This is a genomic window from Nannocystis sp. RBIL2, assembly GCF_026626745.1.
Lineage (GTDB): Bacteria > Myxococcota_A > Polyangia > Nannocystales > Nannocystaceae > Nannocystis.
In genome coordinates this window covers 929,399-955,064 of the sequence record NZ_JAPNJW010000001.1, presented here as the reverse complement: position 1 = coordinate 955,064, position 25,666 = coordinate 929,399, and the positions used below count along the sequence as shown (strand labels likewise).

Annotated in this window: 20 protein-coding genes; 5 read left to right on the top strand and 15 right to left on the bottom strand. The window is 73.4% G+C overall.

The window, feature by feature from the left end:
• Positions 1 to 18: 18 nt before the first annotated feature.
• From OV090_RS03820 to OV090_RS03810, 3 genes are read right to left on the bottom strand one after another with little or no spacing between them, the layout of a single operon-like run.
• Positions 19 to 729, bottom strand: a complete 711-nt coding sequence (locus OV090_RS03820) for a hypothetical protein (protein WP_267702094.1) — start codon at positions 727 to 729, stop codon at positions 19 to 21.
• Entirely contained in the window at positions 717 to 1,283 is a 567-nt protein-coding gene (locus tag OV090_RS03815) for a sigma-70 family RNA polymerase sigma factor (RefSeq protein ID WP_267702093.1), read from the bottom strand. Before OV090_RS03815 ends, OV090_RS03820 begins: the two co-directional genes overlap by 13 nt.
• A gap of 9 nt (positions 1,284 to 1,292) precedes the next feature.
• Positions 1,293 to 2,372, bottom strand: coding sequence for a hypothetical protein (locus tag OV090_RS03810; protein WP_267702092.1), 1,080 nt, complete (start codon positions 2,370 to 2,372; stop codon positions 1,293 to 1,295).
• A 300-nt stretch (positions 2,373 to 2,672) separates the two neighbouring features.
• On the opposite strand from OV090_RS03810, the gene OV090_RS03805 reads away from it, so the two are divergent.
• Positions 2,673 to 4,829, top strand: coding sequence for a VWA domain-containing protein (locus tag OV090_RS03805; protein WP_267702091.1), 2,157 nt, complete (start codon positions 2,673 to 2,675; stop codon positions 4,827 to 4,829).
• A gap of 166 nt (positions 4,830 to 4,995) precedes the next feature.
• On the opposite strand, the gene OV090_RS03800 is transcribed toward OV090_RS03805, so the two are convergent.
• From OV090_RS03800 to OV090_RS03750, 11 genes are all read right to left on the bottom strand, one after another.
• The gene (locus OV090_RS03800) at positions 4,996 to 5,751 is read right to left on the bottom strand and encodes a hypothetical protein (RefSeq protein WP_267702090.1); all 756 of its coding nucleotides are present in this window, start codon (positions 5,749 to 5,751) and stop codon (positions 4,996 to 4,998) included.
• Between the two features lie 51 nt (positions 5,752 to 5,802).
• Positions 5,803 to 6,501, bottom strand: coding sequence for a hypothetical protein (locus OV090_RS03795; protein ID WP_267702089.1), 699 nt, complete (start codon positions 6,499 to 6,501; stop codon positions 5,803 to 5,805).
• A 151-nt stretch (positions 6,502 to 6,652) separates the two neighbouring features.
• Positions 6,653 to 6,970, bottom strand: coding sequence for a hypothetical protein (locus tag OV090_RS03790; protein WP_267702088.1), 318 nt, complete (start codon positions 6,968 to 6,970; stop codon positions 6,653 to 6,655).
• Between the two features lie 49 nt (positions 6,971 to 7,019).
• Positions 7,020 to 7,856, bottom strand: coding sequence for an energy transducer TonB (locus OV090_RS03785; protein WP_267702087.1), 837 nt, complete (start codon positions 7,854 to 7,856; stop codon positions 7,020 to 7,022).
• 262 nt (positions 7,857 to 8,118) lie between these two features.
• Positions 8,119 to 8,559, bottom strand: a complete 441-nt coding sequence (locus OV090_RS03780; protein WP_267702086.1) for a biopolymer transporter ExbD — start codon at positions 8,557 to 8,559, stop codon at positions 8,119 to 8,121.
• Positions 8,559 to 9,248 (bottom strand): MotA/TolQ/ExbB proton channel family protein, encoded by a 690-nt coding sequence (locus tag OV090_RS03775; protein WP_267702085.1) that lies wholly within the window; start codon positions 9,246 to 9,248, stop codon positions 8,559 to 8,561. The genes OV090_RS03780 and OV090_RS03775 overlap by 1 nt, the downstream gene beginning before the upstream one ends.
• Before the next feature lie 4 nt (positions 9,249 to 9,252).
• The gene (locus tag OV090_RS03770) at positions 9,253 to 9,981 is read right to left on the bottom strand and encodes a hypothetical protein (protein ID WP_267702084.1); all 729 of its coding nucleotides are present in this window, start codon (positions 9,979 to 9,981) and stop codon (positions 9,253 to 9,255) included.
• 361 nt (positions 9,982 to 10,342) lie between these two features.
• Positions 10,343 to 10,972 carry a TonB-dependent receptor gene (locus OV090_RS03765; protein ID WP_267702083.1) on the bottom strand — a complete coding sequence of 210 codons (630 nt, stop codon included), beginning with the start codon at positions 10,970 to 10,972 and terminating at the stop codon, positions 10,343 to 10,345.
• The gene (locus OV090_RS03760; protein ID WP_267702082.1) at positions 10,969 to 13,005 is read right to left on the bottom strand and encodes a TonB family protein; all 2,037 of its coding nucleotides are present in this window, start codon (positions 13,003 to 13,005) and stop codon (positions 10,969 to 10,971) included. Before OV090_RS03760 ends, OV090_RS03765 begins: the two co-directional genes overlap by 4 nt.
• A gap of 225 nt (positions 13,006 to 13,230) precedes the next feature.
• On the bottom strand, positions 13,231 to 14,679 hold the full coding sequence (locus OV090_RS03755; RefSeq protein ID WP_267702081.1) for a hypothetical protein: 1,449 nt from the start codon (positions 14,677 to 14,679) through the stop codon (positions 13,231 to 13,233).
• Positions 14,680 to 14,863: 184 nt separating this feature from the next.
• On the bottom strand, positions 14,864 to 16,561 hold the full coding sequence (locus tag OV090_RS03750; RefSeq protein ID WP_267702080.1) for a serine/threonine-protein kinase: 1,698 nt from the start codon (positions 16,559 to 16,561) through the stop codon (positions 14,864 to 14,866).
• A gap of 798 nt (positions 16,562 to 17,359) precedes the next feature.
• Between OV090_RS03750 and OV090_RS03745 the strand changes: the two genes are divergently transcribed.
• The 4 genes from OV090_RS03745 (at position 17,360) to OV090_RS03730 (ending at position 24,107) form a co-directional block, all read left to right on the top strand.
• The gene (locus tag OV090_RS03745) at positions 17,360 to 18,244 is read left to right on the top strand and encodes a hypothetical protein (RefSeq protein ID WP_267702079.1); all 885 of its coding nucleotides are present in this window, start codon (positions 17,360 to 17,362) and stop codon (positions 18,242 to 18,244) included.
• 299 nt (positions 18,245 to 18,543) lie between these two features.
• The gene (locus tag OV090_RS03740; RefSeq protein ID WP_267702078.1) at positions 18,544 to 19,845 is read left to right on the top strand and encodes a TolC family protein; all 1,302 of its coding nucleotides are present in this window, start codon (positions 18,544 to 18,546) and stop codon (positions 19,843 to 19,845) included.
• Positions 19,842 to 21,005 (top strand): efflux RND transporter periplasmic adaptor subunit, encoded by a 1,164-nt coding sequence (locus OV090_RS03735; protein ID WP_267702077.1) that lies wholly within the window; start codon positions 19,842 to 19,844, stop codon positions 21,003 to 21,005. Before OV090_RS03740 ends, OV090_RS03735 begins: the two co-directional genes overlap by 4 nt.
• A gap of 6 nt (positions 21,006 to 21,011) precedes the next feature.
• Positions 21,012 to 24,107 carry a CusA/CzcA family heavy metal efflux RND transporter gene (locus OV090_RS03730; protein WP_267702076.1) on the top strand — a complete coding sequence of 1,032 codons (3,096 nt, stop codon included), beginning with the start codon at positions 21,012 to 21,014 and terminating at the stop codon, positions 24,105 to 24,107.
• Positions 24,108 to 24,143: 36 nt separating this feature from the next.
• Here OV090_RS03730 and OV090_RS03725 read toward each other — a convergent pair whose 3' ends face one another.
• Positions 24,144 to 25,649, bottom strand: a complete 1,506-nt coding sequence (locus OV090_RS03725) for a gamma-glutamyltransferase (protein WP_267702075.1) — start codon at positions 25,647 to 25,649, stop codon at positions 24,144 to 24,146.
• Positions 25,650 to 25,666 lie beyond the last annotated feature (17 nt).

Genomic DNA, 25,666 nt, shown 5'->3' with positions numbered 1-25,666 from the left:
TCTCACCCGCCGCGGGGGTCAGGGCTGCGCGGCCGATCCATTACAGAGGGTGGCCGCCCGGTCGACCAGAGGCGAGCCCGGAAAACGTCGCGGGAAGCTGGCGACCAGCTCGCGGGCGGCGTCGCGCTGGCCGAGGGCGCAGCGGGCCTCGATTTCGAGCAGGCTGCGCTCGGCGGCCAAAATGCCACCGGGGAACCGCCGGGCGTGCTCCTCGATCAACTGCAGGCGCTCGGCGGGCGCGGCCAGCTTGGCCCGCCGCAGCAGGTCGACCTCGGCGGCGACGGTGTCCTCACGCGCAGGGCGGCGCGCCTTGGAGGTGTCCGCAGGGACAGGCTTGTCGGTGGCCTGCGCCTCGGGTGCGACCTCGGGCGCCGGATCGGGCGCGGAGGCGCGGGCGGGATCGGGGCGCTGGACGGGCTCGGCGGTCTGAGTCGCGTCGCCCTCGCGGGCTTGATACGGGGCGGCGACGTGGGTCTGCGGCGCCTCGCCGCCCTTCATGACTGCCCAGGTCAGGGCCAGCAGGACGCCGGCCGCCAAGGCGAAGCCGGCGAGGACCCGCGGGGCGAGGCGCGAGCGAGAAGGTGCTTCGTCGTCGAGATCGTCGCCGCCGCCCTCCTCGACGCGCTGCTCGAGCGCGGCGAGGACTCGGTCGGCGATCGCGCGGTCGGGCGACTCGGCGCTGCGAAATGCGGCCAGGCGCGCCCGCGCCTCCGAACTCAGCGGTTCCATGCTGCTTGCCTCCCATCCGCTCGTTCGGTCTCGGCGATGGCCCGCTCGAACTCAGCCCGAGCGGCCCGCAGACGCGAATAAACGGTGTTCAATTTGACATCGAGGGCCTGGGAGATCTCCGGCGCCGTGAAGCCCTCGAGGTCGGCGAGGATGAAGACCATGCGCTTGTCGTTGTCGAGGCTGTCGAGGAAGCGTTGCACGAAATCGGCGGCCTCGGCGCGCTCGGCGTCGCGTTCGCGCGGTTGATGGGTGTGGACGACGGCGAATGCCTGGATCCGGCGCTCATGGCGCCGAAGACCGCGGCGGAAGTCGCTGGCGACCCGCCGCGCGGTGCCGAACAGCCAGCTCCGCAGCGAGATCTGCGGGTCCAGGCCGGGTAGGCGGCGGTGCAGCACGAGGAACACGTCCTGGGCGGCGTCCTCGAGCTGGTCATAAGGGACCCCGAGGCGGCGAAGGATCCGCCAGACGAGGTCGAAGTAAGCGTAGTACACGGTGGCGAACCCGCGCTGCGCGTGCTCCTCGGGGCCAGATATGGGCGGCTGAAGCTTCAGCACGGCAGTCACTTATTTCTTTGGCCGGGCCGAGGTCGATCCGTCATGCCGCGCGCCGGGCCCGAGACGAATCTCGAGGCCGCCTCCGAAGCGCACGCCGACCGGCCCGGTGATGAAGACGAGTTCGTCGCTGACGGTGAACTGGGCCCGCAGCGGGGCGATGACGAAGTCGGTGCGGACTCCGAGGCCGATCCGCGGGTGCGGCGACCACACGAGGCCGAGTCCGAGCAGGATTGCGAACCAGGGCGGGCGGGCCTGTCGGCGGTCGATGGTGATGCCGGCGCCCTCGGCGAGGAACTGGCCGCCCTCGAGGCCGAGGCACACGGGGATCTCGAGGGCGCCGGGGAGAAACCGGCCGCAACCGCGGACCCCCAGGGCCCAACGGGCGACCATGCCGACCTTGGCGTCCAAGCCGACCTCGGCGTTGAAGTAGTCGAGCGGGCGCGCCGGCATGTAGTGGGCGACGGCCTCGACGCGGAGGCGGTGGTAGAGGAAGCCGAACGCGCCGCCGATGTCGCCGGCGATCGTCGGGGTGATGCCGGCGTCGATCGCCCCGTCGACGCGAAGGAGGACGCTGAGCTTGTGGGCGCGCGCGGCTCGGGGCGGGGACGGACGCGAGGGCGGAGCGGGGGGCGGCGCTGGCGGGGGATCGCTGGCCGGCGGGAGCTCGGGATCGAGGGGCGCGGGCGCGGCGACCTCGGGCGGCGGCGGGACGGGGGTCGGAGGGGTGGGCTCGGGTTCGGGCTGCGGTTCAGGGGCCGGGGGCGCGAGCTGGTTGGCGAACTCGAGCGGGTCGATGGCGATGGCGATGATCAGGGCCGCGGCGCCGTCGAGCGACTCGCAGGCGTCGGCGCGCTCGACCCGGCGCTGGGTGAGGCTCTGCGTGTGGATGTCGAGCCGCAGCTCGTAGCGCCCGGCGACCCGGCGGACGACGCCGCGCACGCGCACGCCCTCGAGGTCGGGCGGCCGGGTGAGGGCGGCCAGAGCTTCGAGGACGTCGTCGCGGGTCGGGCAGCCGGCAGGGGCGCGCCACTCGATCGCGGGCGGTCCGGCCAGCGACAGGAGGAGCAGCGCGGAGGTCGGGCCGAGCATGGACGCAGCAGCCTCGGATGGTAGACGCGAGCCCCGCCGGGACGCCAGGGGGCTGCGGCGGGGCGGCGGTGAGTTTGTTCGGCGTTCGGCGGCGGAGGTGTGAGCTGTCCTTCGGGACATGTGAACAGCGAGCGCGACGCGGCGCCCGGGGCGGAACCGCCCGGCGGTCGCGGCCGCGCCGGGGCGCTCGCGGGGCGTGTCCGCGGGGTGTCAGCGCGGGCACGGCGGCGGCGTTGTGGGGCTGCACGCCGAGGCACGAGGCTGTCAAGCTGGCCGGTGCCCCGGCCCAAGGAGACGCGCATGAACCCGTGGATGAAGTGGATCCTCCTGGCGACCCCGCTCGCGCTGACGCAGTGCCGCTCGAGCTCGGTGACCCCGATCGGCACGGTGACGCCCGACGGCAACAACAACGTGATGCTGGCGCACGGGCAAGGGGACGTGGCTTACGAGGCGGCGCCGCACACGTTCTCGGCGCGTCCGCACCCGCCGCGCAACCGCAGCGACGCGCCGCCGCCGAACCTGGCGGCGCTGCCGAAGATGGTGTCGCGGATCGATCAGTGCTACGGGCCGAGCGGCGGCGCCATCGCGTCCGGTGGCCCCTCGGGCGGGGCGATCCCCAAGCCGATCAAGAAGCCGGCGCCGCCGAAGCCGAAGTACAAGCAGGTGACCTACGGCGGCGGCTCGGCGCCTCCGTCCTCGCCGGCGCCGATCCAGACGACGCCGTCGGCCGGGGCGCTCGGCAAGGGCGCGGCCGGTCGCGGCAGCAGCAGCGGGTTCGATGCCGGCGCAGCGCCGCCGCAGTCTCCTCCGCCGCCGCCGGTGACTGCGTCGAAGTCGGCGAACACTCGCGGCGAGGCGGCGGCCGACGTGCGCAGGGCCGAGAAGGCCGAGAAGAAGAAGGACCGCGGGCGCGACAAGGCGGCCGAGGAGCGGCCGGGAGCGAGCGCGGCGGCGCCGGCCGAGGCGCAGGTGGCCCGCGACGAGGCGGAGGACGACAACTCGGTGGCGTACGAGCCGGTCCAGCAGGTTGGCGACGGCGAGGCGCAGTACAGCGACTGGGGGCAGGCGACGTACCTGTCGAACGACGACACGATGAGCCTGTCGTCGGCGCAGCGGGTGATCTTCGCCATCGACAAGTTCCTGCCGGTGCCGCTCGAGCACATCCGGCCGCACGAGCTTCTCAACTACTTCTCGTTCGAGACGGCCGAGGTGGCGCAGACCGACGACTTCTCGGTGCTGCCCGAGATCGCCAAGGATCCGAAGCAGGACGGGATCTACAACCTGGCGCTGGCGATCCGCGGGCGCCCGGTCGACAAGCAGGCGCGGCGCAACGGCAACCTGACGTTCGTGGTCGACCGCTCGGGGTCGATGAGCGACGAGGGCCGCATGGACTACCTCAAGCGGGGCATGCGGAAGATGATGGGCGAGCTCAAGACCGGCGACCTCGTCAACGTGGTGCTGTTCGATCACGAGGTGTGCGTGCCGGTCGAGAACTTCGTGGTCGGGCGCGACAAGCCGGAGGTGCTCGAGAAGGCGATCGAGCGCATGAAGCCGCGCGGGTCGACCGACGTGCACGCGGGCCTGACCCGCGGCTACGAGCTGGCCGACCGCGGCTACCAGCACACCTACAACAACCGCGTGGTGCTGGTCACCGACGCGCTCGCCAACACCGGCAACACCGACCCGCGGACCATGTCGATGGTCGCCAAGTACTACGACGAGCGGAAGATCCGCCTGTCGGGCGTCGGCGTCGGCACCGAGTTCAACGACGCGCTGCTCGACAAGCTGACCGAGCGCGGCAAGGGGGCCTACGTGTTCCTCGGCTCGGAGGCAGAGGTCGACGCGGTGTTCGGTCCGCGCTTCATCTCGCTGCTCGAGACGACGGCGATGGACGTCCACTTCCAGCTGCACCTGCCGCCGTCGCTGCGCATGAACGTGTTCTACGGCGAGGAGAGCTCGGCGGTGAAGGAGGACGTGCAGGCGATCCACTACTTCGCCAACACGTCGCAGCTGTTCCTGTCCGACCTGATGGCGCGCGGCAAGAAGCTGCGGCCGCAGGACCAGATCATGCTGACCATCGAGTACGAGGACCCGGAGTCGGGGCAGAAGATGGTCGAGGAGCGGGCGTTCCAGCTGGCGGAGATCGAGCGCGAGGCCTACAACATCCGCAAGGGCCGCCTGCTGATCGCGTGGGCCGACCGCCTGGCGCTGATGGCCTCGCGGCCGCAGCCGATCGGCACGGCGCCGATCGCCGGAGCCTGGATCGACGCCGACGGCTGGCAGCAGTGCGAGCAGGGCAAGGCCGACCTGCGCGACATGGCCCAGGGGATGAACGACCCCGAGGTCACCCGCGTGCTGTCGCTGTGGGACAAGTTCTGCTCGCGCTACGAGCAGCCGCGCAACCCGGTGCGCCGCACCCCGGCGTCCGGGCCCGACGCGTGGCCGTCGGCCCGCTGAGGACGGGAGTGACGAAGGCCGCGGGCCGACGCTCGGTGGAGCGGCGGCCGCGGCCTTCGCTTTTTGGGGCGCTCTGCGGTCGGGAGCGGGCGCGGGGCCTGGCCTTGGGAGCATGTCCTGAAGAGCCTGTCCTCCGGAGCATGCCCCGGAGGACCTGCCCTTCAAGTCACATGCAGGGCGGCGAGGCCTCGATGGTGTGGCCGCAGTGGACCTGGGCCTCGGCCGGGCCAGTGGAGGCGATCGTGAGGTGGTAGAGGCGGCAGGCGAGGGTGTTGCCGGCGGCGTCCTCGGTGTTGTACGGCTCGGTGTCCATGAAGTTGGCGCAGGTGGCCATGCAGTCGCCGGGGCTCGGGTGCTCGGTCGGGCAGATCGAGGTGGCGATGGCGCAGAAGCCCTCGCAGCTCTGGCCGCACGCGCCGGCGCCGCTGGGGCCGGCGTGGATGCAGTGGACGCCCGGATCGATCGAGGCCATGCCGGCGTGGTAGGCCCGGCAGGACAGCGAGTTGCCGGAGGTCTCGCCCGGCGAGCCCGGCGGGAGGCCGCCGCAGGCGCCGAGGCAGCTCTCGTTGCTCGGGTACTGGGCGTTGGTGCCGGTGCAGCTGCCCATCATCGCCGCGCAGTACATCTGGCAGCCGACGTTGGTGTCGCCGCCGGTGCTCGAGGTGCCGGTGGTCGGGTCGCTGGTGCTGGTGAGCGGATCGACGTCGCTGGTGGTGGTCGAGGTGGTGGGCTCGCCGGAGGTCCAGTCGGTCGTGGAGGTGCCGGTCGTCGTGGTGGTCGTGACGTCGCCGCTGACCTGGGTCGCGGTCGTGGTCATGACCGTGGTGCTCACGGTCGAGCCGGTGTCGTCACCGCGCGAGTCGTCGAAGCAGGCGGGGAACAGGAGGGTGACGAGGAGGGGAAGGAAGGCGCGAGAGGTCATGCGAGGGCCTTGCGTGGCGGCGTGAACCGGCATGGTTGAAGGGACATGTCTTTACATGCAGGGCGGGGAGCCCTGGAGGGTGTGCGGGCAGTGCACTGCGGCGTCGGCCTCGCCGGTGGCCGCGACGGTGAGGTGGTAGAGGCGGCAGGCGAGGGTGTCGCCGGCGACGTCGCCCACGTCGAACTCCTCGTCGTCGGTGAAGCCGGCGCAGGAGGCCAGGCAGGCGTCGAGGCTCGGGTGCTCGCCCGGGCAGACGGACACCGCGAGGGCGCAGAAGCCGTCGCAGTTGTCGCCGCAGGCGCCGCCGCCGCTCGGGCCGGCGTGCACGCAGTGGGTCGCCGCGTCCATGACGGCGGCGTCGGTGTGGTAGCGGCGACAGGCGTAGCTGTTGCCCGAGACGTCACCGCGCGCACCGGCGGGGAAGCTGGCGCAGGCGCGCTTGCAGCTGTCGGCGTTCGGGTACTGCGCCTGCGGGTCGAGACAGTTCGTCATGACGTCGGCGCAGTAGTCGGCGCACAGCGCCTCGTCGACGCCGGTGGTCGAGGTCTCGGTGTCGACGGAGGTGGTCGACGTGGTGGTGAGCTCGGCGGTGGTGGGCCCGGCGGTGGTGGGCCCCGGGGTCGTGGCAGCGGCGGAGGTCGTGGTCGTGGTCGTGCCGTCGCTGCCGCTGCCGGTGCTCTCGTCCCCGGGCTCCGACTTGCAGGCGGCGAGCACGAGCGCGACGACGAGCGCGGTGGCCGGCTTCCCCATGGCGATCCGCAGTCTGCGGCCCGCGCGATCGCGTTGTCAACCGCGGTCCGTGGGGCCGGGGGGCCGCAGCGGCGGCGCGTGAGGCCTGTCTGAAAGGACAGGTGAACGGAGGAGGCGAGCGCGGGGCCGCAGCGCGGCGCGTGGACGCGCGTCAGCGCAGGCAGACGTGGCTGATCTCCTCGGCCGAGCCGGCCCGCGCGATGCACTCGCGCGCGCCCGGCGGGAGCGAGAGGCCCTCGCAGCGCTGCAGCTCGGGGACGAACCGCCGCGCGAACTCCTGCTGCTTGCGCCGCGTGAGCTCGGGATCGCGGTAGCCCTGCTCGGCGAGCTCGAGGGCGACGATCCGGTCGAGGATGACGGCGCAGTCGTCAGCGCCGGCCCGCTCCGAGCGACACGTGAGCAGCAACAGCGCGACGCCCAGGGGGGCGAGGCGGCGCGGCTTCGGGGTCGGTGGCTGCGGGTCGAGCATGGGCGGCGATGGAGTGGTCTTCAGGACATGTCCCGAAGTGCAGGCGGAATCAGCGGTCGCGGGTGAAGTGGACGCGAATGGCAGGCGAGCGGGCGCGGACCGGGCGGCCGTCGCGGTCGAGCGCGGGGGTGAAGCGGGTCCGGCGGGCGCAGGCGAGGGCGGCGGCGCCGAAGCCGTCGCCGGGGTCGGTGACGAGCTCGGCGGACTCGACGACGCCGCGGGCGTCGACGGCGACGCGGATCGTGGCGACCTGCTCGTCAAGCGCGAGGCCGTCGGCCTCGAGCGGCCAGGGGCAGTTCCACTCGTCGCTGGCGAGGGCGACCGAGCGCGAGCGATCGATGGTGCCGGGGGAGGCAGGCGGGGGGTTCGCGGGCGGCGTGGGCGACTGCGCGGGCGACGGCCCCGAGCTGGCGTTCGGGACAGGTTTGGTGCCGGTGCCGGTCGAGCTGGTGGCGCCGCCGACGTAGGCGCTGGCGTTGCCGACGACGACGACGTCGCCGGTGAGGTCGAGGGCGCCCGGCGGGGCGGCGACGACCTTGCCGGCGCGCGCGGGGGCGGGCCGGGCCGGTCGCGCGGGGGCGGGTGGGGTCGCGGCGACGGCGGGGGCCGGCTCGCTGGTGGGCGGCGGGGGCTCGGAGGGGGTCGGCTCGGGCGGCGGAGGCGTAGGCTCGGTGCGCTCGACGTCGGCGAGCTGCAGGCGGGTCAGCTCGTCGTGGACGCGCGCGGCCATGGTGGCGCTCCAGGTCTCCAGAGTGGGCTGGGCCCGCAAGATCATCACGGCGACGCCGAGGTGCAGGACGACGGCGACGATGATCGCGTGGTGCCGCCGCGAGGCCGGCGGCGCAGCGGCGGCGAACACCTGGGCGGCGATGCCCGGCCGAGTCACGCGCGGACCTCCACTGAGGATTTTTTCAAGGACAGGTGGGGAGCGGCGGCACTCGCTCGCGCGAGGGCTCGCGCGGGCGCCTGAGCTCGCGCGGCGGAGGATGGCCCGAAGGACAGGCGATGAGGCGTGGCGGCGCTCGCTCGGGCGAGGGCTCGCGGCAGAGCTCGTGCGGGCGCGGGGGAGGATGGCCCGAGAGACAGGTGATGAGCCGTGTCGGGCGCGCCGGAGGCTGTCCCGAAGGACATGTGATGCGACGAGCGGGTCACGGCGTCGCCTCCTGGCCGGCGGGGCCTGGCGCGGGGGACAGGGTGGCGAAGGCGACGCGGTAGACGCCGCCGCGCTGGAGGGCGTCGATGGTGGCGATCACGCGGCGGTGGGGGACCTCGCCGTCGGCGTGGATGACGGCGCGGACCTGCGGGCTGCGGGCGCGCACTGCGGCGGCGCGGGTCATCAGCTCGTCGTCGCCGGCGATCGGCTCGCCGTCGACGAGGGTGGCGCCGCGCTCGGGGACGATCACCGACAGGACGACCTGGACCTCGCCGGCGGTGCTGGCCTCCGGCAGGTCCATCTCGACCGCGGGGGTGACGATGATCTTGGCGGTGACGATGAAGATGATGAGCAGCACCAGGACGATGTCGACCATCGGCGTGACGTTGATGCCGACGATCATGCCGCCCGGGTCGCCGCTGCTGTGGCCGGCCATCAGCGCACCTCCGGCTGGCCTTCGGGGCCTGTCGTATCGGACATGTACGCGAGGACGAGGTTGGTGAGCGCCTCGCTGCCCTGGCACAGCGAGGTGATCTTGCGCTGGAAGGCGTTGTAGGCGGCGACTGCGGGGAGGGCCACGAGGAGGCCGACGGCGGTGGCGACGAGGGCCTCGGCGATGCTCGACATGACGGCGTTGGAGGCGACCTGCGAGGCGGCGCCGGTGCCCCCGCCGTGGCCGGGGGCGGCGTGGCCGAGCTCCTCGAAGGCGGCGATGACGCCGATGACGGTGCCGAGCAGGCCGACGAACGGGGCGTTGTTGCCGAGGGTGCCGAGGAAGATAAGGCCGCGCTCGAGCTGGCCGCGCTCGAGGGCGAGGGCGCTCTGCATGGCGTACTCGGCGGCCTTGGGCCCGCGGTCGGCGAGGCGCAGGCCGGCGGCGGCGATCGCCGCGGCGACGCTCGGCGAGGCGGCGAGCAGGCGCAGCGCGCCGTCGCGGTCGCCGGCCTGCAGGAGGGCCGCGACGCGGCCGGCGAGCACGCGCAGGTCGCCGCCGCGGGCGCGCAGGACCAACCAGCGCTCGACGGTGAGGGCGACGCTGACGAGCGAGAGCAGGCCGAGCAGCCACAGCACCCAGCCGGCGCCGGCGCGGAGGAAGAGCTGCTGGAGGGCGTCGATCGGGGTCATGGGGTCATTCCTCGGCGGTCCAGGCGAACCGCGGCGGGACGGCGATCATGGCGAAGCGGACGGCGGCCAGGGCGTCGGCGGCGGGCGAGGCCGGATCTTCGGCGGCCAGGGCGGCGAGGTCGTGCGGGCCGGGGCCGAGCGCGGCGAGGGCGTCGAATTCGACGCCGGCCCACCAGGCGGCGCCGTCGATCGTGACGTCGAGCGCGCCGCCGACGTCGAGGTCGAAGGGGCCGATCCGCAGGCCCTCGATGGTGCGGCTGCCGCGGAGCACGGGGGCGACGTCGAGGTCGGCGGTGAACTCGAAGGACATGTCCGCAGAGACAGCCGTGCCGGCGAACCGGGCGGCGCGCCGGCCCGGCGCGCCGTCCTGAGCGCCCGGCTTGGCCTGCGTCTTGAGCCAGGTGACGCCGTAGTCGAGCATGGCCGAGCGGACCTGGCCGGGCAGGACGTCGAGCTCGCCGAGCGGCTGCGGGCCGAGGTCGAGCAGGTCGACGGGGGCGACCGCTGCGAACTCGGCGGCCGCGGTGGCGCACAGCTCGGAGGAGGCGGCCGCGGTGGCGCACAGGTAGAGCGGGCCGAGGCCGACTTCTGCTCGCGTGAGGGTCACTGTCCAGGCGCCCGCGGTCAGCTCGGCCGCGGCCCCTCGCGCCCGCAGCGGGGCCTGAAAGGCCGGCTCGCCGGTGGCGCCGCAGGCGGCGCAGAGCAGGAGGAGCATGGCTGGTCGGAGGGACATGGGCGAAAGGGCCGGTAACAAGGGACAGGTGCGAGAGGACAGGTGCGAAGGGACAGCTGATGAGGCGAGGCGGGGTGAGGAGCGATGAGGGTCGGTGCGGCGGGCCCGATGGAGAGGGCGGCGACTCATGTGAGGCGTGGAGCGGGCGGCGATGCGCGAGGGGAAGCGACGTTCGGGGACGGGCTCCGAGGGCAGGCGGCGGAGAGGGCGCGGAGTCGGGCGGCGATGCGCGTGGGGAAGCGGTGGTCGGGAACGGGCTCCGAGGGCAGGCGGCGGAGAGGCGCGCGGAGTCGGAAGGCGATGCGGGGCGAAAACTTCGGCTGCGAGCGCGAGTCGCGGGGAAGTCCGAGAGGACAGGCGGCTAGAAGTGCAGGGTGAGGGTGCCCATGACGCTGAGCGGAGGGCCGGCGGCGAAGTGGCGGGCGGGCAGGAGGGAGGGGATCGGGCGGGTGCCCCAGTCGGACACGAAGTTGTACTCGGTGGCGGCCCAGCGACGGGCCAGCAGGTTGAAGGCCTCGACGCCGACCTCGACGACCGACCAACGCACCGCGGCGCTGGCGTCGAGGAGGTGGACGGGGTCGGCGAACTGTCCGTAGGGCAATGGCCGCGGGGACAGGTAGGAGTAGCCGAGGCCGACGCGCAGGCCGAGCGGGCGGCCCTTGAGTAAGGCGAGGTCCTTGTCGATGCCGATGTCGGCGCGCACGACCACGGGCGGGACGTAGGGCAGCAGCTGGCCGGGGACGTAGGGCGGGGAGGGGTTCTCGGCGGTGGCCGGCGGCGGGGCGCGCAGGACGGCGTGGACGTAGGTGACGCTGCCGGCGGCGACCAACCACGGCAGCGGGCGCGCGATCAGCTGGACCGCGGCGCCGGCCCGCCGCGTCGGGCCGACTTTCTCGAGCCGGCCCTCCTCGGGGTCGAAGGCGAGGTCCTGGGCGAGGAAGGTGGCGAAGCCGGCGGCGCTGAGCTGGAGGCGACCGCCGAGCGGGCTCATGCGCACGCCGCCTCGGTGCTGTGGACCTTGGCGAACGGAGCCCGCTCGCCCTCGTCGAGCTGGCGCGCCTGCGGCGAGCGGTAGCCCTGGCCGTAGGCGGCGAACAGGCTGACCCAAGGGACAGGCGCGACCTCGAGGCTGACGCGCGGGCCGGCGGCCACGCCGGTGGCGGTGCGGCGGTGGCCGACGAGGTGGCTCTCGATCTGGTAGGGGGCGATGAAGTTGCCGAGGCGGTCGTCGATGTCGTAGTGGAGGACGTCGGCCCGACCGCCGCCGCGCAAGCGCACGCGCTTGCCGAAGCGGAGGTCGAGGTCGCCGTAGAGGCCGACGTCGCTGGCGAGCACGGTGGCGTCGACGCGCCGGTCCCAGGTCTCGTTCTGCGGCGCTTGCAAGAGGTTCTGCGCCTGCTGGATGTTGTGGATCCGCGCGGCCGCGCCGACCTCGAGGGCGGCGTGGAACCACGGGGCGGGGCGCCAGCCGGCTGTCCGATGGGACAGGCGCATGCCGCCGCCGAAGTCGCGGTTCTGCTGCTCGATGAGGTCGCCGCGGCCGACCCACTGCGGCATGACGACGCCGCGCTGGGTGTAGCCGGTGAAGTTCTCGCGGCTGTGGAAGTCGACGAGGGCGGTCCACACGGCCATGCGGGTGACCGCCCCGCCCTCGCCGCGGCGCTGGAGCTCGAGCGAGAGGTGGCCGCGCGCGGCCGAGGCGGACTGACTGTTGGCCGAGGGGTCGCCGTAGCTGTCGTAGAAGCCGACGGCGCCGGCGGCGACGTCGTCCCGGCGCAGGACGCCGGCGAGGCCGGCCCGCGCGGCGTAGGCGGCGACGTGGACCTTGCCGCGCCAGCCGCCCGCGGCCGAGAAGGCGAACTGGCCCATGGCCATGCCCGAGAGGCCGCCGCGGTTCATGCCGAAGCCGCGGGTGCGGCGGACCGCGGCGGCGGCGAAGGTCTCGTCGTCCTGACCCTTGGGGGCCCACAGGACGAGCTGGCGGAAGGTGGCGAAGGAGCCGCCGGTGCTGCGCAGCTGGATGCCGCGGCGCGGGACGGCGAGGTCGAAGTCGATGCTGCCGGCGACCGCGAAGTCGCCCTGCCGCGGGTCGTAGACGCCCTCGGTGACGCGGATCGATCGCACCGTCTCGGGGACGATCCAGTTGAGGTCGGCGTAGCCCTGGCCGTGCAGGTGCGAGACCTGGTTCAGCGGCAAGGCGCCGGCGGTGATCTCGATGTCCTGGCCGTGCGCCGCGTTGAAGCCGCGCAGGGTGATCTCGTGCGCGACGGCCTCGCCCTCGGCCCGCGCGACGTAGACGCCGGGGGCGCTGCTCAGCATGTCGGCGGCGCTCTGCCGCGGCGGGGCGGCGAGGACGTCGCGCTCGACGACGAAGTCGCTGGCGGCCCGCGGCGGCGGCCGGCGGCTGCGCGCGGCGACGTCGAGCACCGGCTCGGGCTGGCTGGCCGAAGGGGCAGGTTGCGACGGGCCCGGCTGGCTGTCCGAGGGGGCAGGTCGGGTGGGGCTGGCCGAAGGGGCAGGTTGAGACGGGCCTGGCTGGCCGGCTGAAGGGGCGGGTTGAGACGGGCCCGGCTGGCTGTCCGGAGGGGCAGGTTGCGACGGACCTGGCGGGCTGGCCGAAGGGCCAGGTTGTCCGGGTGGGGCCGAAGGGGCAGGTTCACCCGCGGGCGCCTCGGCGGGCTGGGCCGGCGGGGCGAAGTTGAAGGGCACGCGGATCTTGACGGCCACCGCGACGTCGTCGCGGCGCGCCGGGTCGAACCGCCACTGCTTGACCGCGGCGACTGCGGCGTCGTCGAAGGCCGCGCCGCCGCTCTTCAGGACCTCGACGGCGCCGACCCGGCCGTCGGCCTCGACGGTGACGGCCAGCTCGACCGCGACGGCGTCGCTGCGCGCCTCGGCGAGCGGATAGACGGCGTCGACGCGGGTCCGCGGGCTCGGGGGGACCACCGCGGGCGCGGCCTGGCCGGGCGAGGCCCACAGGCACGCCGCGAGGCAGGTGCAGAGCGTGGCGCGAGCGCGTGGCACCGGGATCGAACGGTTAAGAGATCCCGGCCGAGGCCGTCAAGCGAGCGGGCCGCTCTCGCACTCGAGTCGCTGTTGTCAGCCGACTGCAATTGCAATGCGAGTGCATGTGCGTCTGGTGCGCGAACGCGCTTCGGGCGGGCGACAGGGGCATGCACGGGCGTGATGGGGCGATCGACCGCGCGAACGGGCCGCGTCGGAGGCGACCCGGTCGGAGTTAGGTCACGGTCAACCCGGCGGGCGGTCGCCGCCGGCGACGTCGGGCGCGCCGTCCATCAGCGGCCGCGGATCGCCGTCGACGTCGGTCCGCGGGTCGCCCTGCTTCCAGCGGGCGACGCCGGCGAGCGGGCCGCCGTCAGCGAACACGTGCAGGTCGCCGCCGTTCCAGCTCATGAAGATCTGCGGGACGTCCTGCGGCTGGATGACGCTGGTGTTGGTTTCGACGTTCTCCAGCTCCGAGGCGCTGACGACCGAGTTCTCGAGCTGGGCCGCGCTGGAGGCACAGGAGAAGGTGTTGACGACGCCGTGGCTCAAGAGCGCCGAGTTGCGGGCGATGAGGCCGGCGGTGCCGTCGAGGCAGACAAACAGGCCCGACTCGTGCTGGGTGACGTCGCCGAGCGTGGTGTAGAGGAGGTTTGCGGTGCTGGCGTTGCCGATCTCGAGCGCGGCGCCCATGTTGAAGTGGGCGACGAGGCTGTTCTCTAGCCGCAACGTGGTGCCCTCGGCGATGTGGACGGAGTAGACGTTCTGCGCGAGCTGGTTGCGGCGGACCACGGTGGTGCAGTCGGCGGTCGAGATGGCGCGGCCGCCGTAGGCGACGATCCGGACGTCGTCGAGCCATAGCTGGGCGGAGGAGCGGCAACGGACTGCGGCGGCGCCCTGACCGTTTTCGATGCGGATCTGCGAGACGTAGAGCTCGCTGTCGATGGCGAGGTCCTGCATCTCGTCGCCCAGGAGGACTGCGGGCTCGACGTCGACGGTGAAGGTGGTGAGCTCGCTGCCGAGGACGGCGATCTTGCGCCCGCCCTGCACGAGGTGGATGCCGGTCGAATAGGTGCCGGGGAGCAGGTGGACGACGAGGTGCACCGCGTCCTGGTGCTGGTTCATGGCCTGGCCGATCGAGCAGCACGGCTGATCCTTGGCGCAGGACTGCTCGCCGCAGACGAGGGTGGGGTCGATGAAGGCGTGGCTGGTGCTGTCCTCGGGGAAGCAGACGCCGTCGTCGAGCTCACAGGCGGTCTCCGGGCACTCGTCATGCTCGCGGCAGGCGCGACAGACGTGGTCGACGGGGTCGCACACGCGGCCGTTGCAGGTGGCGCTGTCGATGCACTCGACGCACTTGCCCTCGTGACACTGCTGGCCGGGCTGGCACTCGGAGGCGCTGTCGCAGGGGCACACGTCGAGGGTGCAGGGCTCGCCCGTGGTGTCGGTGCCGGTCGAGGTGTCGCCGGTGAGGGTGACGGTGCCCTCCTCACCGCTGGTGGGCCCGGTGGGTCCCGGGCTGGTGCCCGGGCCCTCGCCGCTGACAGTGCTCCCGGTCTCGACCGTGGTGGCGCTGCTGGTGGTGGCGGGGCCGTCGCTGCCGCCGGTGGCGGTCGTGTCGCTGCCGACCGGGTCGAAGCAGGCGGCGAGGAGGAGGGATGACGCGAGGGACAGCTGGGATGTCTTCACGGTCATGCTCTTTCGGTCATGGTGGTTGGGTCATGAAACGCAGGGCAGGTGAGCGGCGGCGGCGCTCATGACCTCGCGGGCAGGGCCGGGCTTCGCGTCGCCGGTGCGCGCGAGATGCCGGCACGGGCGAGGACGAGTGCGCGCGAGCATGCGGACATGACAGCGCCTGTCGCTGGCAGCGGGCAGGGCGCTAGAGATCGATCTTGAGGCCGAGCTTGAGCTGGGGCGCGAATTTGGTGGCCTTGACGGCGTCGGCGAGGCACTTGCCGAGGGCGTCCTGCTGCGAGGGGACCGCGCGGGTGACGGAGCCGTCGCTGCCGGTGGCGTAGTCGACGGTGATCTTGGGGCCCTTCACGGCCTTGTGCGTCTTGCGGCAGCCTTCGGCGGCGCGCCGCAGCTTGGCCATCGGGTCCTGCGGCTTGTCGCCGGCCTTGTCGCCGGTCTTGACGACCGGGTTCTTCTTGCCCTTGGGGTCCTCGACCTTGGGCTCGCCGGCTGTGTCCGAAGGGACAGGTTCGCCGGCGGTGGCGCCGGGGGTGTCCGTCGGGACAGGTTCGACTTTGGGCGGGTCGGGCTGGACCGGCGGGGCGGGCGGCTTGACCGGCTCGGGCGGGTTTGTCTTAGCCACTGGCGGCGCGGCGACGGGGAGCGGCGGCTGGGCCGGGGGGTCGTCGCCGCCGCTGAACACGAACGCGAGCAGCCCCACCAGCGCGGCGGCGCCGACCAGGACCGGCACGAGCAGCTTGTTGCGGCCGGCGCGGGGCTCGCCGGCGTCGAAGTGAATCTCGACGGTGGAGGCCGGCGGGCGGCGGTTGTCGAGGTTGGTGCGGGTGTCGACGCGCGGCAGGCCCGAGGCGGGAGTGGAGCCCGCGAGCACCGTCTTGGCCGCAGGGGTCGAGGCCGTGCTCTGCAGCGTGGAGTCGGGGCCGAAGTGATTGGGGGCCGAGTCCTGGAGGCCGGCGCTCACCGGGGCGGCGATCGGCAGCGGGCCGGTGCTCGGGCGCGGGCCATGGTTGTGGGCCGCGAGCAGGTCGTGGAGGACGGCCTCGATCTCGTCCATCGTCTGCGGACGAGCGTCGCGGTCCTTGGCCAGCATGCGCTGGACGTAGGCGTCGAGCTCGGCCGGCACGCCGGCGTCGGGGTTTATCGCCTGGATGGTCGGCGGCGGCACGTTGCAGTGCTGCATGGCGACCTGGATCGGCTCGCCGATGAACGGCATGCGCCCGGCCAGCGCCTCGAAGAGCACCACGCCGAACGAGTAGATGTCGGTGCGCGAGTCGAGCGCCTGCGCCAGGATCTGCTCCGGCGACATGTAGAACGGGGTGCCGAGGGCCGCGCCGGTGCTGGTCAGCGCGGCGTGGTGGGCGGTCTTGGCGATGCCGAAGTCGAGCAGCTTGACCTGCTCGCCGCCGCCGCGCTTGGCGGTGAGGAACACGTTCGACGGCTTGAGGTCGCGGTGGATCATGCCGGCGGCGTGCACCGCAGCCATGGCGCTGGCGACCTGCTCCATCCAGAGGGTGACCTGCTGCCAGCCGAGCGGCTTGCGGCTGCGCTCGAGCAGGCGCGTCTCGAGGTCCTTGCCGACCAGCATCTCCATGGCGAAGAACACCACGCCGGAGTTCACGTCCTCGCCGAGGTGGTAGATGTCGACGACGTGCTCGTGGTGGATCTGCGCGATCGCCTGGGCCTCGCGCAGGAAGCGTTCGACGCAGTCCTTGTCCTCGGTGAGCTCGGGGAGCAGGACCTTGAGCGCGCAGCGGCGACGCAGCCGCAGCTCGTCGGCCACGTAGACGCGGCCCATGCCGCCTTCGCCGAGGAGACGCTCGACCTGGAAGCGTCCTTCGAGCACGGTTCCGACGAGCGCGTCCTGCTGAGCCTCGACTGGCATGCCTGGTCTCGCTTACCTACACCAGCCGTGGCCGTTCTGCACGCTAGAACGAAGTCCGTTCTGGAGCGAGGCCGGGTGCGGGCGCCGGTGCGCCGGGCGGGCGGATCTGCGCTAAAACGGTGTCTTTTGCCATGTTGGCGGCGAAACGTCGACCTGCTGGGGTGTGCTCGCGGCGATCGATCGCCGTCAGTGCAGGTGTCCGGGATCCTCCCCGGATGTCGGCCGTGATGTGGGTCCCCGGCGCTGCCCGCCGGCTGCGGTTCACGGGCAGCGACCGCCGCGCCGGGCCCATCTTCGTGCACGTGCGCCGACCTCGGGGCTTCGGGCCTCAGGCTCGTCGCACGAGGCTGGCGGACGCGACGGAGATGACAGGGCGAAGGTCGACGCGAGAGCTTGCGACAGCGACCGGGCCGCGACGACGAAGGCGAAGGTGTCGCAGTCAGCCGGACGAGGGCGGCGCGCTGCAGCGAGGTGGCGGTCGGCCTCGAGGGCCCCGGAAGCGGCCCGTGCAGCGGCTGCGAGGGGCCGGCGGCGCGCCGGCGGCGCGGATCAGCGCGACGCTCGGCGGGCGCAGGTGTTGTACACTCGCGCCGGTTTTTCCCCGGATGTCGCGCCGCTTCGCCCGCAACTGGTCGCTCGCCCTCGTCGAGGTCGACCGCGCCTGTGCGGGCCCGGACGGGCCGCCCCCCTCGGCCCTGCCCGCAGCCCGGCCCTCGCCCCCCGAGGCGCCCTGCTGACTGCGACTGCGCCGCGCACCGGTCCGATCTGCCCTGTCCTTTCGGACATCCCCCACACGACATGAAGCACGCCACGCGTCCCTCTCGGGTCCTGTCTCTCCTCACCGCGCTCGCGTTGCTGGCGCCGTCGCCGGCGCTGGCGGCACCCGCTCAGGACGCGAAGGCGCTGGCGGCGTTCGAGGCCGGGTTCACCGAGGGACAGGCCAAGTTCGACCGCGGCGAGAACCTCGAGGCGGCGCGCACGTGGATCGCGGCGGCGGCCAACCTCAAGGAGACGACGGCCCACCGGGACAACCGCGCCGCGGTCTACGAGTACGTGGTCGACGCGTTCACGCGCGGGCTGCAGGGCGAGAAGCGGCCGGAGGCGCTGCGCGAGGCGGCCCAGGCGCTCGACGCCTACTGCGAGGGCTTCACCCGCGCGTACGGGACCGAGACGCCCATCAGCTCCAAGATCGTGGCGGCGCGCGACGACTTCAAGCAGCGGCTGGCCGAGGCCGAAGCGGCGGCCGCGGCCGAGAAGCCATCGGTCCCGGACGCGGTCGAGGGCCCCGAGGAGCTGCCGCCGCCGTCGCCGGACGACCTGCCGGAGCCGAAGCCGTGGAAGGGGCTGGCGATCGGCGGCGGGGTGATGATCGGGCTCGGGGTGGGCGCGGCGGTCGTGGCCGGGGTCGGCGGGGCGCGCGTCTCTTCGATCGAGAAGCAGTTCGACGACCCGGCCAACATGTGCGTGCTCAGCATGCCGTCGCCGTCGTGCCAGGACCTGCTCGACCGCGGCAAGGCGGCCGAGTCGATGACCATCGCCGGAGCGGTGCTGGCCCCGCTGCTGGCGGGCGCCGGCGTGGCCCTGCTGGTCGTCGGGCTCAAGCGCCGCTCGCAGCCCAGCACCGCGTTCGCGCCGGCGCTGGCGCCGGGGTTCGTCGGGCTCAGCCTGCGCGGCTCGTTCTGAGCGGGCCGGCCGAGTCGGGGCGCCGGACGGGCGCGAGACATGTTTGAAAGGGCATGTGCTCACGGACATGCGCTTACGATCATGTCCTTCGGGTCATGTCCGGAAGACCAGGCCGGGTGAGGCGGGGTCCAAAGCGGGCGAGCCCTCGGGGCATGTTCTCGCGGGGAGCAGTCTGCGGGCGGGAGTCTCGAGCTGTCCGAACGAGCATGTCCCGGGGGCCAGCTCGCCGTCCGGCCGCCGGCTGCGGGCGCGACCGGGCGCCCGCTTGCCGGCCCGGGTCGTCGGCATAACACCGTCGTGTGTCTCGCTCGCATGCCCGTGCGCGCCGGCTCCGCGTCCGCGGGGCGGGGCTCGTGCTCATCTGGCTCTCGGGCCAGGCGAGCGCGGCGCCGTTGACGCCGGTGGAGGTGATGAGCGTGGAGGAGGCGGTCGGCGAGGCGCTGGGGCACAACCTGGAGCTCCTGGCCGAGAGATACGAGGTGCCGCTGGCGCGGGCCGAGATCGTCACGGCGCGGCTGCGCCTGAACCCGACGCTCAGCGTCGGCGCCGACCACCTCGACCTGCTCGGCACGCACTACGACAACGTCAACCACGCCGGCCCCGAGGAGTTCTTCGTCCGCACCGACTGGCTGTTCCGCGTGGGCCGCAAGCGCAAGCGCCGGATCGAGGTCGCCGAGACCGGCGTGGCGGTCGCCGAGCAGCGCCTCCGCGACGCGGTCCGCCGGCTGGTCCGCGACGTGCAGCGCGCCTGCGTCGACGTGCAGTACGCGGCCGCGGCGGTCGAGCTCGCCGAGGTGCACCGCGACCTGTACGCCCGCGTGGTCGCGCTCAACGAGGTCCGCGTCGCCAACGGCGACCTCGCCAAGGTCGACCTGACGCGCGCGCAGATCGCCGAGCTGCAGGCGAGCAACGAGCTGCGGCAGGCGGAGGGGGCGCAGCGGGTCGCGAGCAACAACCTGGCGCTGCTGCTCGGCCGCACCGAGGCGGCGGCTGCGATCTCCGTCACGGGCGAGATGCGGGCCGACGTGACGCCGCGGGCGCTGGCGGAGATCCGGGCCCAAGCGCTGCGTGAGCGGCCCGATCTGCGGGCGGCGCACGACGAGCAGCGCTTCACCCAGCTCGACGTGCGCCGCCAGATCGCCGAGGGCAAGATCGACCTGAGCGTCGGCGTGGAGGCGCGGCGCCAGCAAGGTCTGGCCGGCACCGGCAACTCGCTCGGGTTCTTCGTGGTGGTGCCGCTGCGGCTGTTCGACCGCAATCAGGGGCAGATCGAGCGCTCCCGTCAGCAGGCGGCGCAGGCCGATCAGCGGGCGCTGGCGGTCGAACAGGCGATCCGCATCGAGGCGGCGAACGCCCACGTGGCCTATGAGGTGGCGCGCGAGCTGCTGGCGAGCTTCGAGGGCGGGATGCTGGCGCGGGCGGAGCAGGTGCTGGCGACGGCGGAGTACGCGTACCGCCGCGGCGAGGCCAGCCTGATCGAGCTGATCGACGCCCAGCGGGCCCACAACGACACGCGCCGGACCTACAACGAGGCGCGGGCTTCGTTCGCCCGGGCGCTGTACGAGATCGAGGCGGTGACGGCGAGCGGAGGATGGCAGTGAGCGCGCGCGGGTGGTGGATCGCGATGTGGTTGATCGGCTCGCTCGGGCCGTGTCGACCGCGGACGCCGCAGCGCGAGGCCGCGTCGGCGCCGGCGGCGGTGCCGAGCAATTCGCCGCAGATCGAGCTGCCGGCCGACTCGCCGATGCTGTCGAGCCTGAAGATCGGCGGGGTCACTGCGCGCGAGCTGTCGACCGACGAGGTGGTGTCTCCGGCGCAGCTCGAGATCGATCCGGGCAGGTTGTCGCACGTGCTCCTGCCGGTGACCGGGCGCGTGCGCGAGGTCGATGTCCGCGTGGGCGATCGCGTGGCGGCGGGCGACGTGTTGCTGGTGCTCGACAGCCCCGAGGCCGACGCGGCGATCGCCCACTACGAGCAGTCCGAGGCCGACGTGCTGGCGGCGCGGGCCGGGCTGGTCAAGGCCACCGCCGACCGCGAGCGCGTCCACGGGCTCTTCGCCCACGACGCGGTGGCGCGCAAGGAGGTCGACAACGTCGACGCGGCCCACGCCGAAGCCCGGGCGGCGGTGGTGCGGAGCGAGGCCGATCGCAAGCAGGCGCGCCGGCACCTCGGGCTGCTCGGGCTGGTCGCGGGCGATCGGCGCGACACGATCTCGGTGCGCGCGCCGATCGCCGGCAAGGTGCTCGAGCTGCACGTCGCGCCGGGCGAGTTCCACTCCGACACGGCCCAGCCGCTGATGACGATCGCCGACCTCAGCGCGGTGCTGGTGACGGCCGACGTGCCGGAGAACCTGATCCGCTTCGTCGCGCTCGGCGAGTCGATGCAGACCGAGCTGGCGGCCTACCCGGGCGAGACGTTCGCGGCCCGGGTGGTGCGGATCGCCGACACCGTCGAGCCGAAGACGCGGACGATCAAGGTCCAGGCGGCGCTGCCGAACCCCGACGGCCGCCTGCGCCCGGAGATGTTCGGTCGCGTGCGTCACTCGCGGGCGACCACGTCGATGCCGGCGGTGCCGCAGTCGGCGGTGCTGCACCGCGACGGCGGCGACGTCGTGCTGGTCGAGCGCGGCCCGGGCCGCTTCGAGGTGCGGGCGGTGAGGATCGGGGCGCGCAGCGGCGAGTGGCTCGGGCTGGCGGAGGGGGCGAAGGTCGGCGAGCGGGTGGTGGTCGACGGCGGACTGTTGCTGCTGCCGTCGGAGTGAGGATCGATGCTGACGCGGCTGCCGCTCCTCGCCCTGCGCTTCCGCCTCGCGGTGCTGCTGGCCACGGGGGTGTGGAGCGCGGCGGGGGCGTACGCGCTGGCGACGCTGAAGATCGAGGCCTATCCGGACGTGTCGGACACGCAGGTGGTGGTGATCACGACGCTGCCGGGCTACGCGGCGGAGGAGGTCGAGCAGCTGGTCACGGTGCCGATCGAGCGGTCCCTCGGCAGCGTGCCGCACGTGATCGGCCGCCGCTCGCGGACGATCTTCGGCCTGTCGGTGGTCGAGCTGACCTTCGACGACGCGATCGACGATCTGGTCGCGCGCCAGGTGGTGCTCGAGAAGCTGCGCGACGCCGATCTGCCGCCGGGGGTGGAGTCGTCGCTCGGGCCGATGTCGACGGCGATCGGCGAGATGTTCCGCTACCACCTGGTGAGCGCCACGCTGACGACGATGCAGCTGCGCACGCTGCAGGACTGGGTGGTGGCGCCGCGGCTGCTGCAGGCGCCCGGGGTGGCCGACGTCGTCACGTTCGGCGGCGAGGTCCGGCAGTACCAGGTCGAGCTCGACCCGCTCGCGCTCGACAAGTTCCACCTGTCGATCGACGACATCGCGGCGGCGATCGAGGACAACAACGAGAACGCGGGCGGCGGGGTGATCGACAACGGTCAGCAGTCGATCGCGGTGCGCAGCGTCGGCCAGCTGCAGACCGCCGAGGACATCGCATCGACGCTGGTCGGGGTCGACGACGGGGTGCCGATCTTCGTCCGCGACGCCGCCACGGTGCGGATCGGCCCGGCGCCGCCGACCGGGATCTTCGGCCTCGACGCGGCCCAGGGCGGGGTCGAGGGCGTGGTGCTGATGCGACGGTGGGAGAACCCGAGCGAGGTGCTGCGGGGCATCCACGCCCGCGTCGACGCGCTGAACGCCGGCGAGGAGCTGGCCGGGGCCCGCATCGAGGGCTTCTACGACCGCAGCGAGCTGGTCGGTCGGACGCTGCGCACGGTCTCGCGCACGCTGGCCGAGGGGGTGACCATCGTCGTGTTCGTGCTGGTGCTCCTGCTCGGCAGCGTGCGCGCGGCGCTGCTGACTGCGCTGATGATCCCGCTGTCGCTGCTGTTCGCGTTCGTGTGCATGAAGCTGGCCGGGGTCCCGGCCAACCTGCTGAGCCTCGGGGCGCTCGACTTCGGCATCATCGTCGACGGCACTCTGGTGATGGTCGAGGCGATCGTGCACCGGCTGCAGCAGCGGCCCGACCCGCGGGCGCCGGCCGAGCCGAGCGAGTTCGGTGCGGCGGCCCGCGAGGTGGCGCGGCCGATCGGGTTCTCGCTGGCGATCATCATCGCCGCGTATCTGCCGCTGTTCATGCTGCAGCGGGTCGAGCGGCGGCTGTTCACGCCGATGGCGTTCACCGTCAGCACTGCCCTGCTCGGCGCGCTGCTGCTGAGCCTGACGCTGACGCCGGTGCTGGCGAGCTACGTGTTCCGCCGCGGAGTGAAGAGCCGCCCCAGCCGGGTGATGTCGGCGATCGCGGCCGGCTACGCGGGGCTGGTCCGGCGCCTCGTGCGGCGCGCCAGACCGGTGGTGGCAGTGGCGGCGGTAATGACTGTGGCGGCGCTGGTGCTGGTGGGTCGCCGCGTCGGCACCGAGTTCCTCCCGCAGCTCGACGAGGGGTCGATCTGGATCCGCTGCAACCTGCCGCGCGGGCTGTCGCTGTTCAAGTCGGCCGAGATCGCGACGACGATCCGGGGCCTGGTGCTGCAGTCGCCCGAGGTCCGGCGGGTCGCCTCGCAGACCGGGCGCAACGACTCGGGCACCGACCCGTACGGGCCCAACCGCAACGAATTTTTGGTCGACCTGCAGCCGTACGAAACGTGGCCGAAGGGACAGGTCAAGGCCGACCTGGTCGAGGCGCTGGCGCGGCGGCTGCGAGCGGCGATCCCCGGCGCCACGTTCAGCTTCACCCAGCCGATCCTCGACAACGCGACCGAGGCGGCGACCGGGTCGTCGGCCGATCTGGCGATCATCCTCCGCGGCCCCGACCTCGACGAGCTGCGGCGGCTGGCGGTGCAGAGCCGCGCGCTGGTGGCCGGGATCGCCGGGGCGGCCGACACCGCGATCGAGCAGGAGGCGGCGCAGGAGCAGCTGCGGCTGCGCCTGCGGCGGGCCGACATGGCGCGCTACGGGGTCGACGTGTCGGACGTGCAGCAGCTGGTGAGCCTGGCGATCGGCGGGCGGCCGATCGCCACGGTGTACGAGGGCTCGCGGCGGTTCGCGGCGGCGCTGCGGTTCATCCCGGAGGCGCGCGCCAGCGGGGAGGCGATCGGGCGTTTGATGATCACGCCGCGCCGCGGCGGTCGGGTGCCGCTGGCCGAGGTCGCCGACATCGAGTTGGTCGAGGGCGCGACGATCATCGCCCGGCGCGAGAACCACCGCCAGGTCACCGTGCGCACCAACATCCGCGGGCGCGACCAGGGCAGCTTCGTCGCCGAGGCGCAGCGGCGGCTGCAGGCGACGCTGCAGCTGCCGCCGGGCTACCGGGTCGAGTGGGGCGGGCAGTTCGAGAACCTGGCGCGGGCGCGGCGACGTCTGGTGGTGATCTTGCCGCTGACGCTGGGCATCATCCTGTCGCTGCTGTGCTTCACCTTCCGCTCGCTGCGCTGGGCGCTGTTGGTGCTGGCGTGCGTGCCGTTCTCGTTGCTCGGCGGGGTGCTCGCGCTGTGGCTGCGCGGGATCCACCTCAGCGTGTCGGCGGCGGTCGGGATGGTGTCGCTGTTCGGCGTGGCGGTGATGAGCGGGGTGCTGCTGGTCGAGTCGATCCGCGCGGTCGCGGCCGGCGGCGACGCGGGCGAGGACACGGTGCAGGGGGCCGCCCGGGCGGTGCGCCCGTTGCTGCTCATGATCCTGGTCGCGCTGCTCGGGATGGTCCCCGCGGCGCGGGCGACCGGGATCGGCTCCGACGTGCAGCGGCCGCTGGCGACTGTGGTGGTCGGCGGGCTGGTGTCGACGCTGTTCCTGACGCTGCTGGTGCTGCCGTGCGCTGCGTCGCTGGTGCGGCCGAGGCAACGGGATGGCGCAAAGGACATGTCTGAAAGGACATGAGAGCGACGGCGCGCGCCGCTCCGCCGAAGGCGCCGCTTACTCGCCGCCGAGGCAGACGCCGTCGCGGCGGGGGTCGCCGAAGCCCGACAGGCGGCCGTCCTTGGTGCGCTGGACGGTGTGGACGCCGCCGAAGAACATGTTGAGGCCGGGCCAGGCGGTGGTGCGGGCGAACAGGCCGGCGAGGGTCTCGGCGGCGGCGGGGCTGAGGCCGGCCTCGAAGCTGACGTGGTCGTCCTCGACGTGGATCCGCGGGGCCGCGATCGCGGCGGGCAGGGGCAAGCCGAAGTCGAGGACGTTGGAGACGACCTGCAGGACGGCGGTGCGGATCCGCTTCGAGCCGCCGCTGCCGCACACCAGCAGGCTGCCGTCGTCGCCGATGATCGCGGTCGGCGACATCATCGACGCCAGGCGCTGATCGAGCGGCCAGGCGTGCGGGCCCGGCGGGTTGACGTCGTCCTCGCCGAGCATGTTGTTGAGCATCATGCCGGTGCCGGGGACGATCTCGCCGCAGCCCTCGCCGTTGCTGACGGTGGCGGTGGCGGCGTTGCCGGCGGCGTCGATGACGCTGACGTGGGTGGTGCCGCGGCTGCGCAGCGGGCCGGCCAGCGCCGCGGCGTGGGCGGCCAGCAGGTCGCCGCCGAGCCAGGTCGCCTCGACGCCCTCGCGCGGCGGGCCGGCGGTGGCGCGCGCGCGCACCGTCTCGGCCTGGACGCGGGCGAGCAGGGCCGTGTGCTCGGCTGTCTGAAAGCCCATGTCCTTCAGGCCATGTCCCGAGAGCAAGGCGAGAGCGAAGGCGATCATCAGGCCGCCGGCGGCCGGCGGCGGGTTGGTGAGGAGGGTGGCGTCGCGGTAGCGCAGGCGCAGCGGGGCGCGGGCCTGCACGCGGTAGGCGGCGAGGTCGTCGGCGGTGATGTGGCCGCCGGCCTCGCGGCTCTGGCGGACGATCGCGGCGGCGACGTCGCCGCGGTAGAACAGGTCCTCGCCCTCGCGCGCGAGCTGCTCGAGCATGTCCCCGAGGACAGGGTTGACGAGGCGCCCGCCGGCCTTGACCGGCGTCGGCGCGCCGCCCTCCACGGCCGCCGGATCGCCGAAGATCGCGCGGGCGGCCGGCAGCTCGAGGTAGATCGGCGCCACCAGCGTCATGAGGTAGGCCATGAAGGGCGACACTGCGATGCCGTCGCGGGCGGCCTGCACCGCGGGGGCGGCGATGACGGGCATCGGCAGGCGCGCGAGCTCGCGGTGGACCGCGAACATGCCGGCGACGAGGCCCGGCGTGGCGGCGCAGCCGACCCCGATGTGGAAGGCCTGCTGCGCGGTGCCCCAGTCGGTGATCACCTCGCGCGCGTTGGCCTCGGCCTGCGGCCGGCGCACGCGCGGCGTGTGCACGAAGGCGTCGTAGAGCCGCGGCTCGCCGCCGGCCGGGAGCGCGAGGATGAAGCCGCCGCCGCCGGGCGAGGCGAGCACCGGCTCGGCGACACACGCGGCCATCAGCGCGGCGAGCACGGCGTCGAACGCGTTGCCCCCGGCCGCGAGCGCGTGCATGGCGGCCGCTGCGGTGA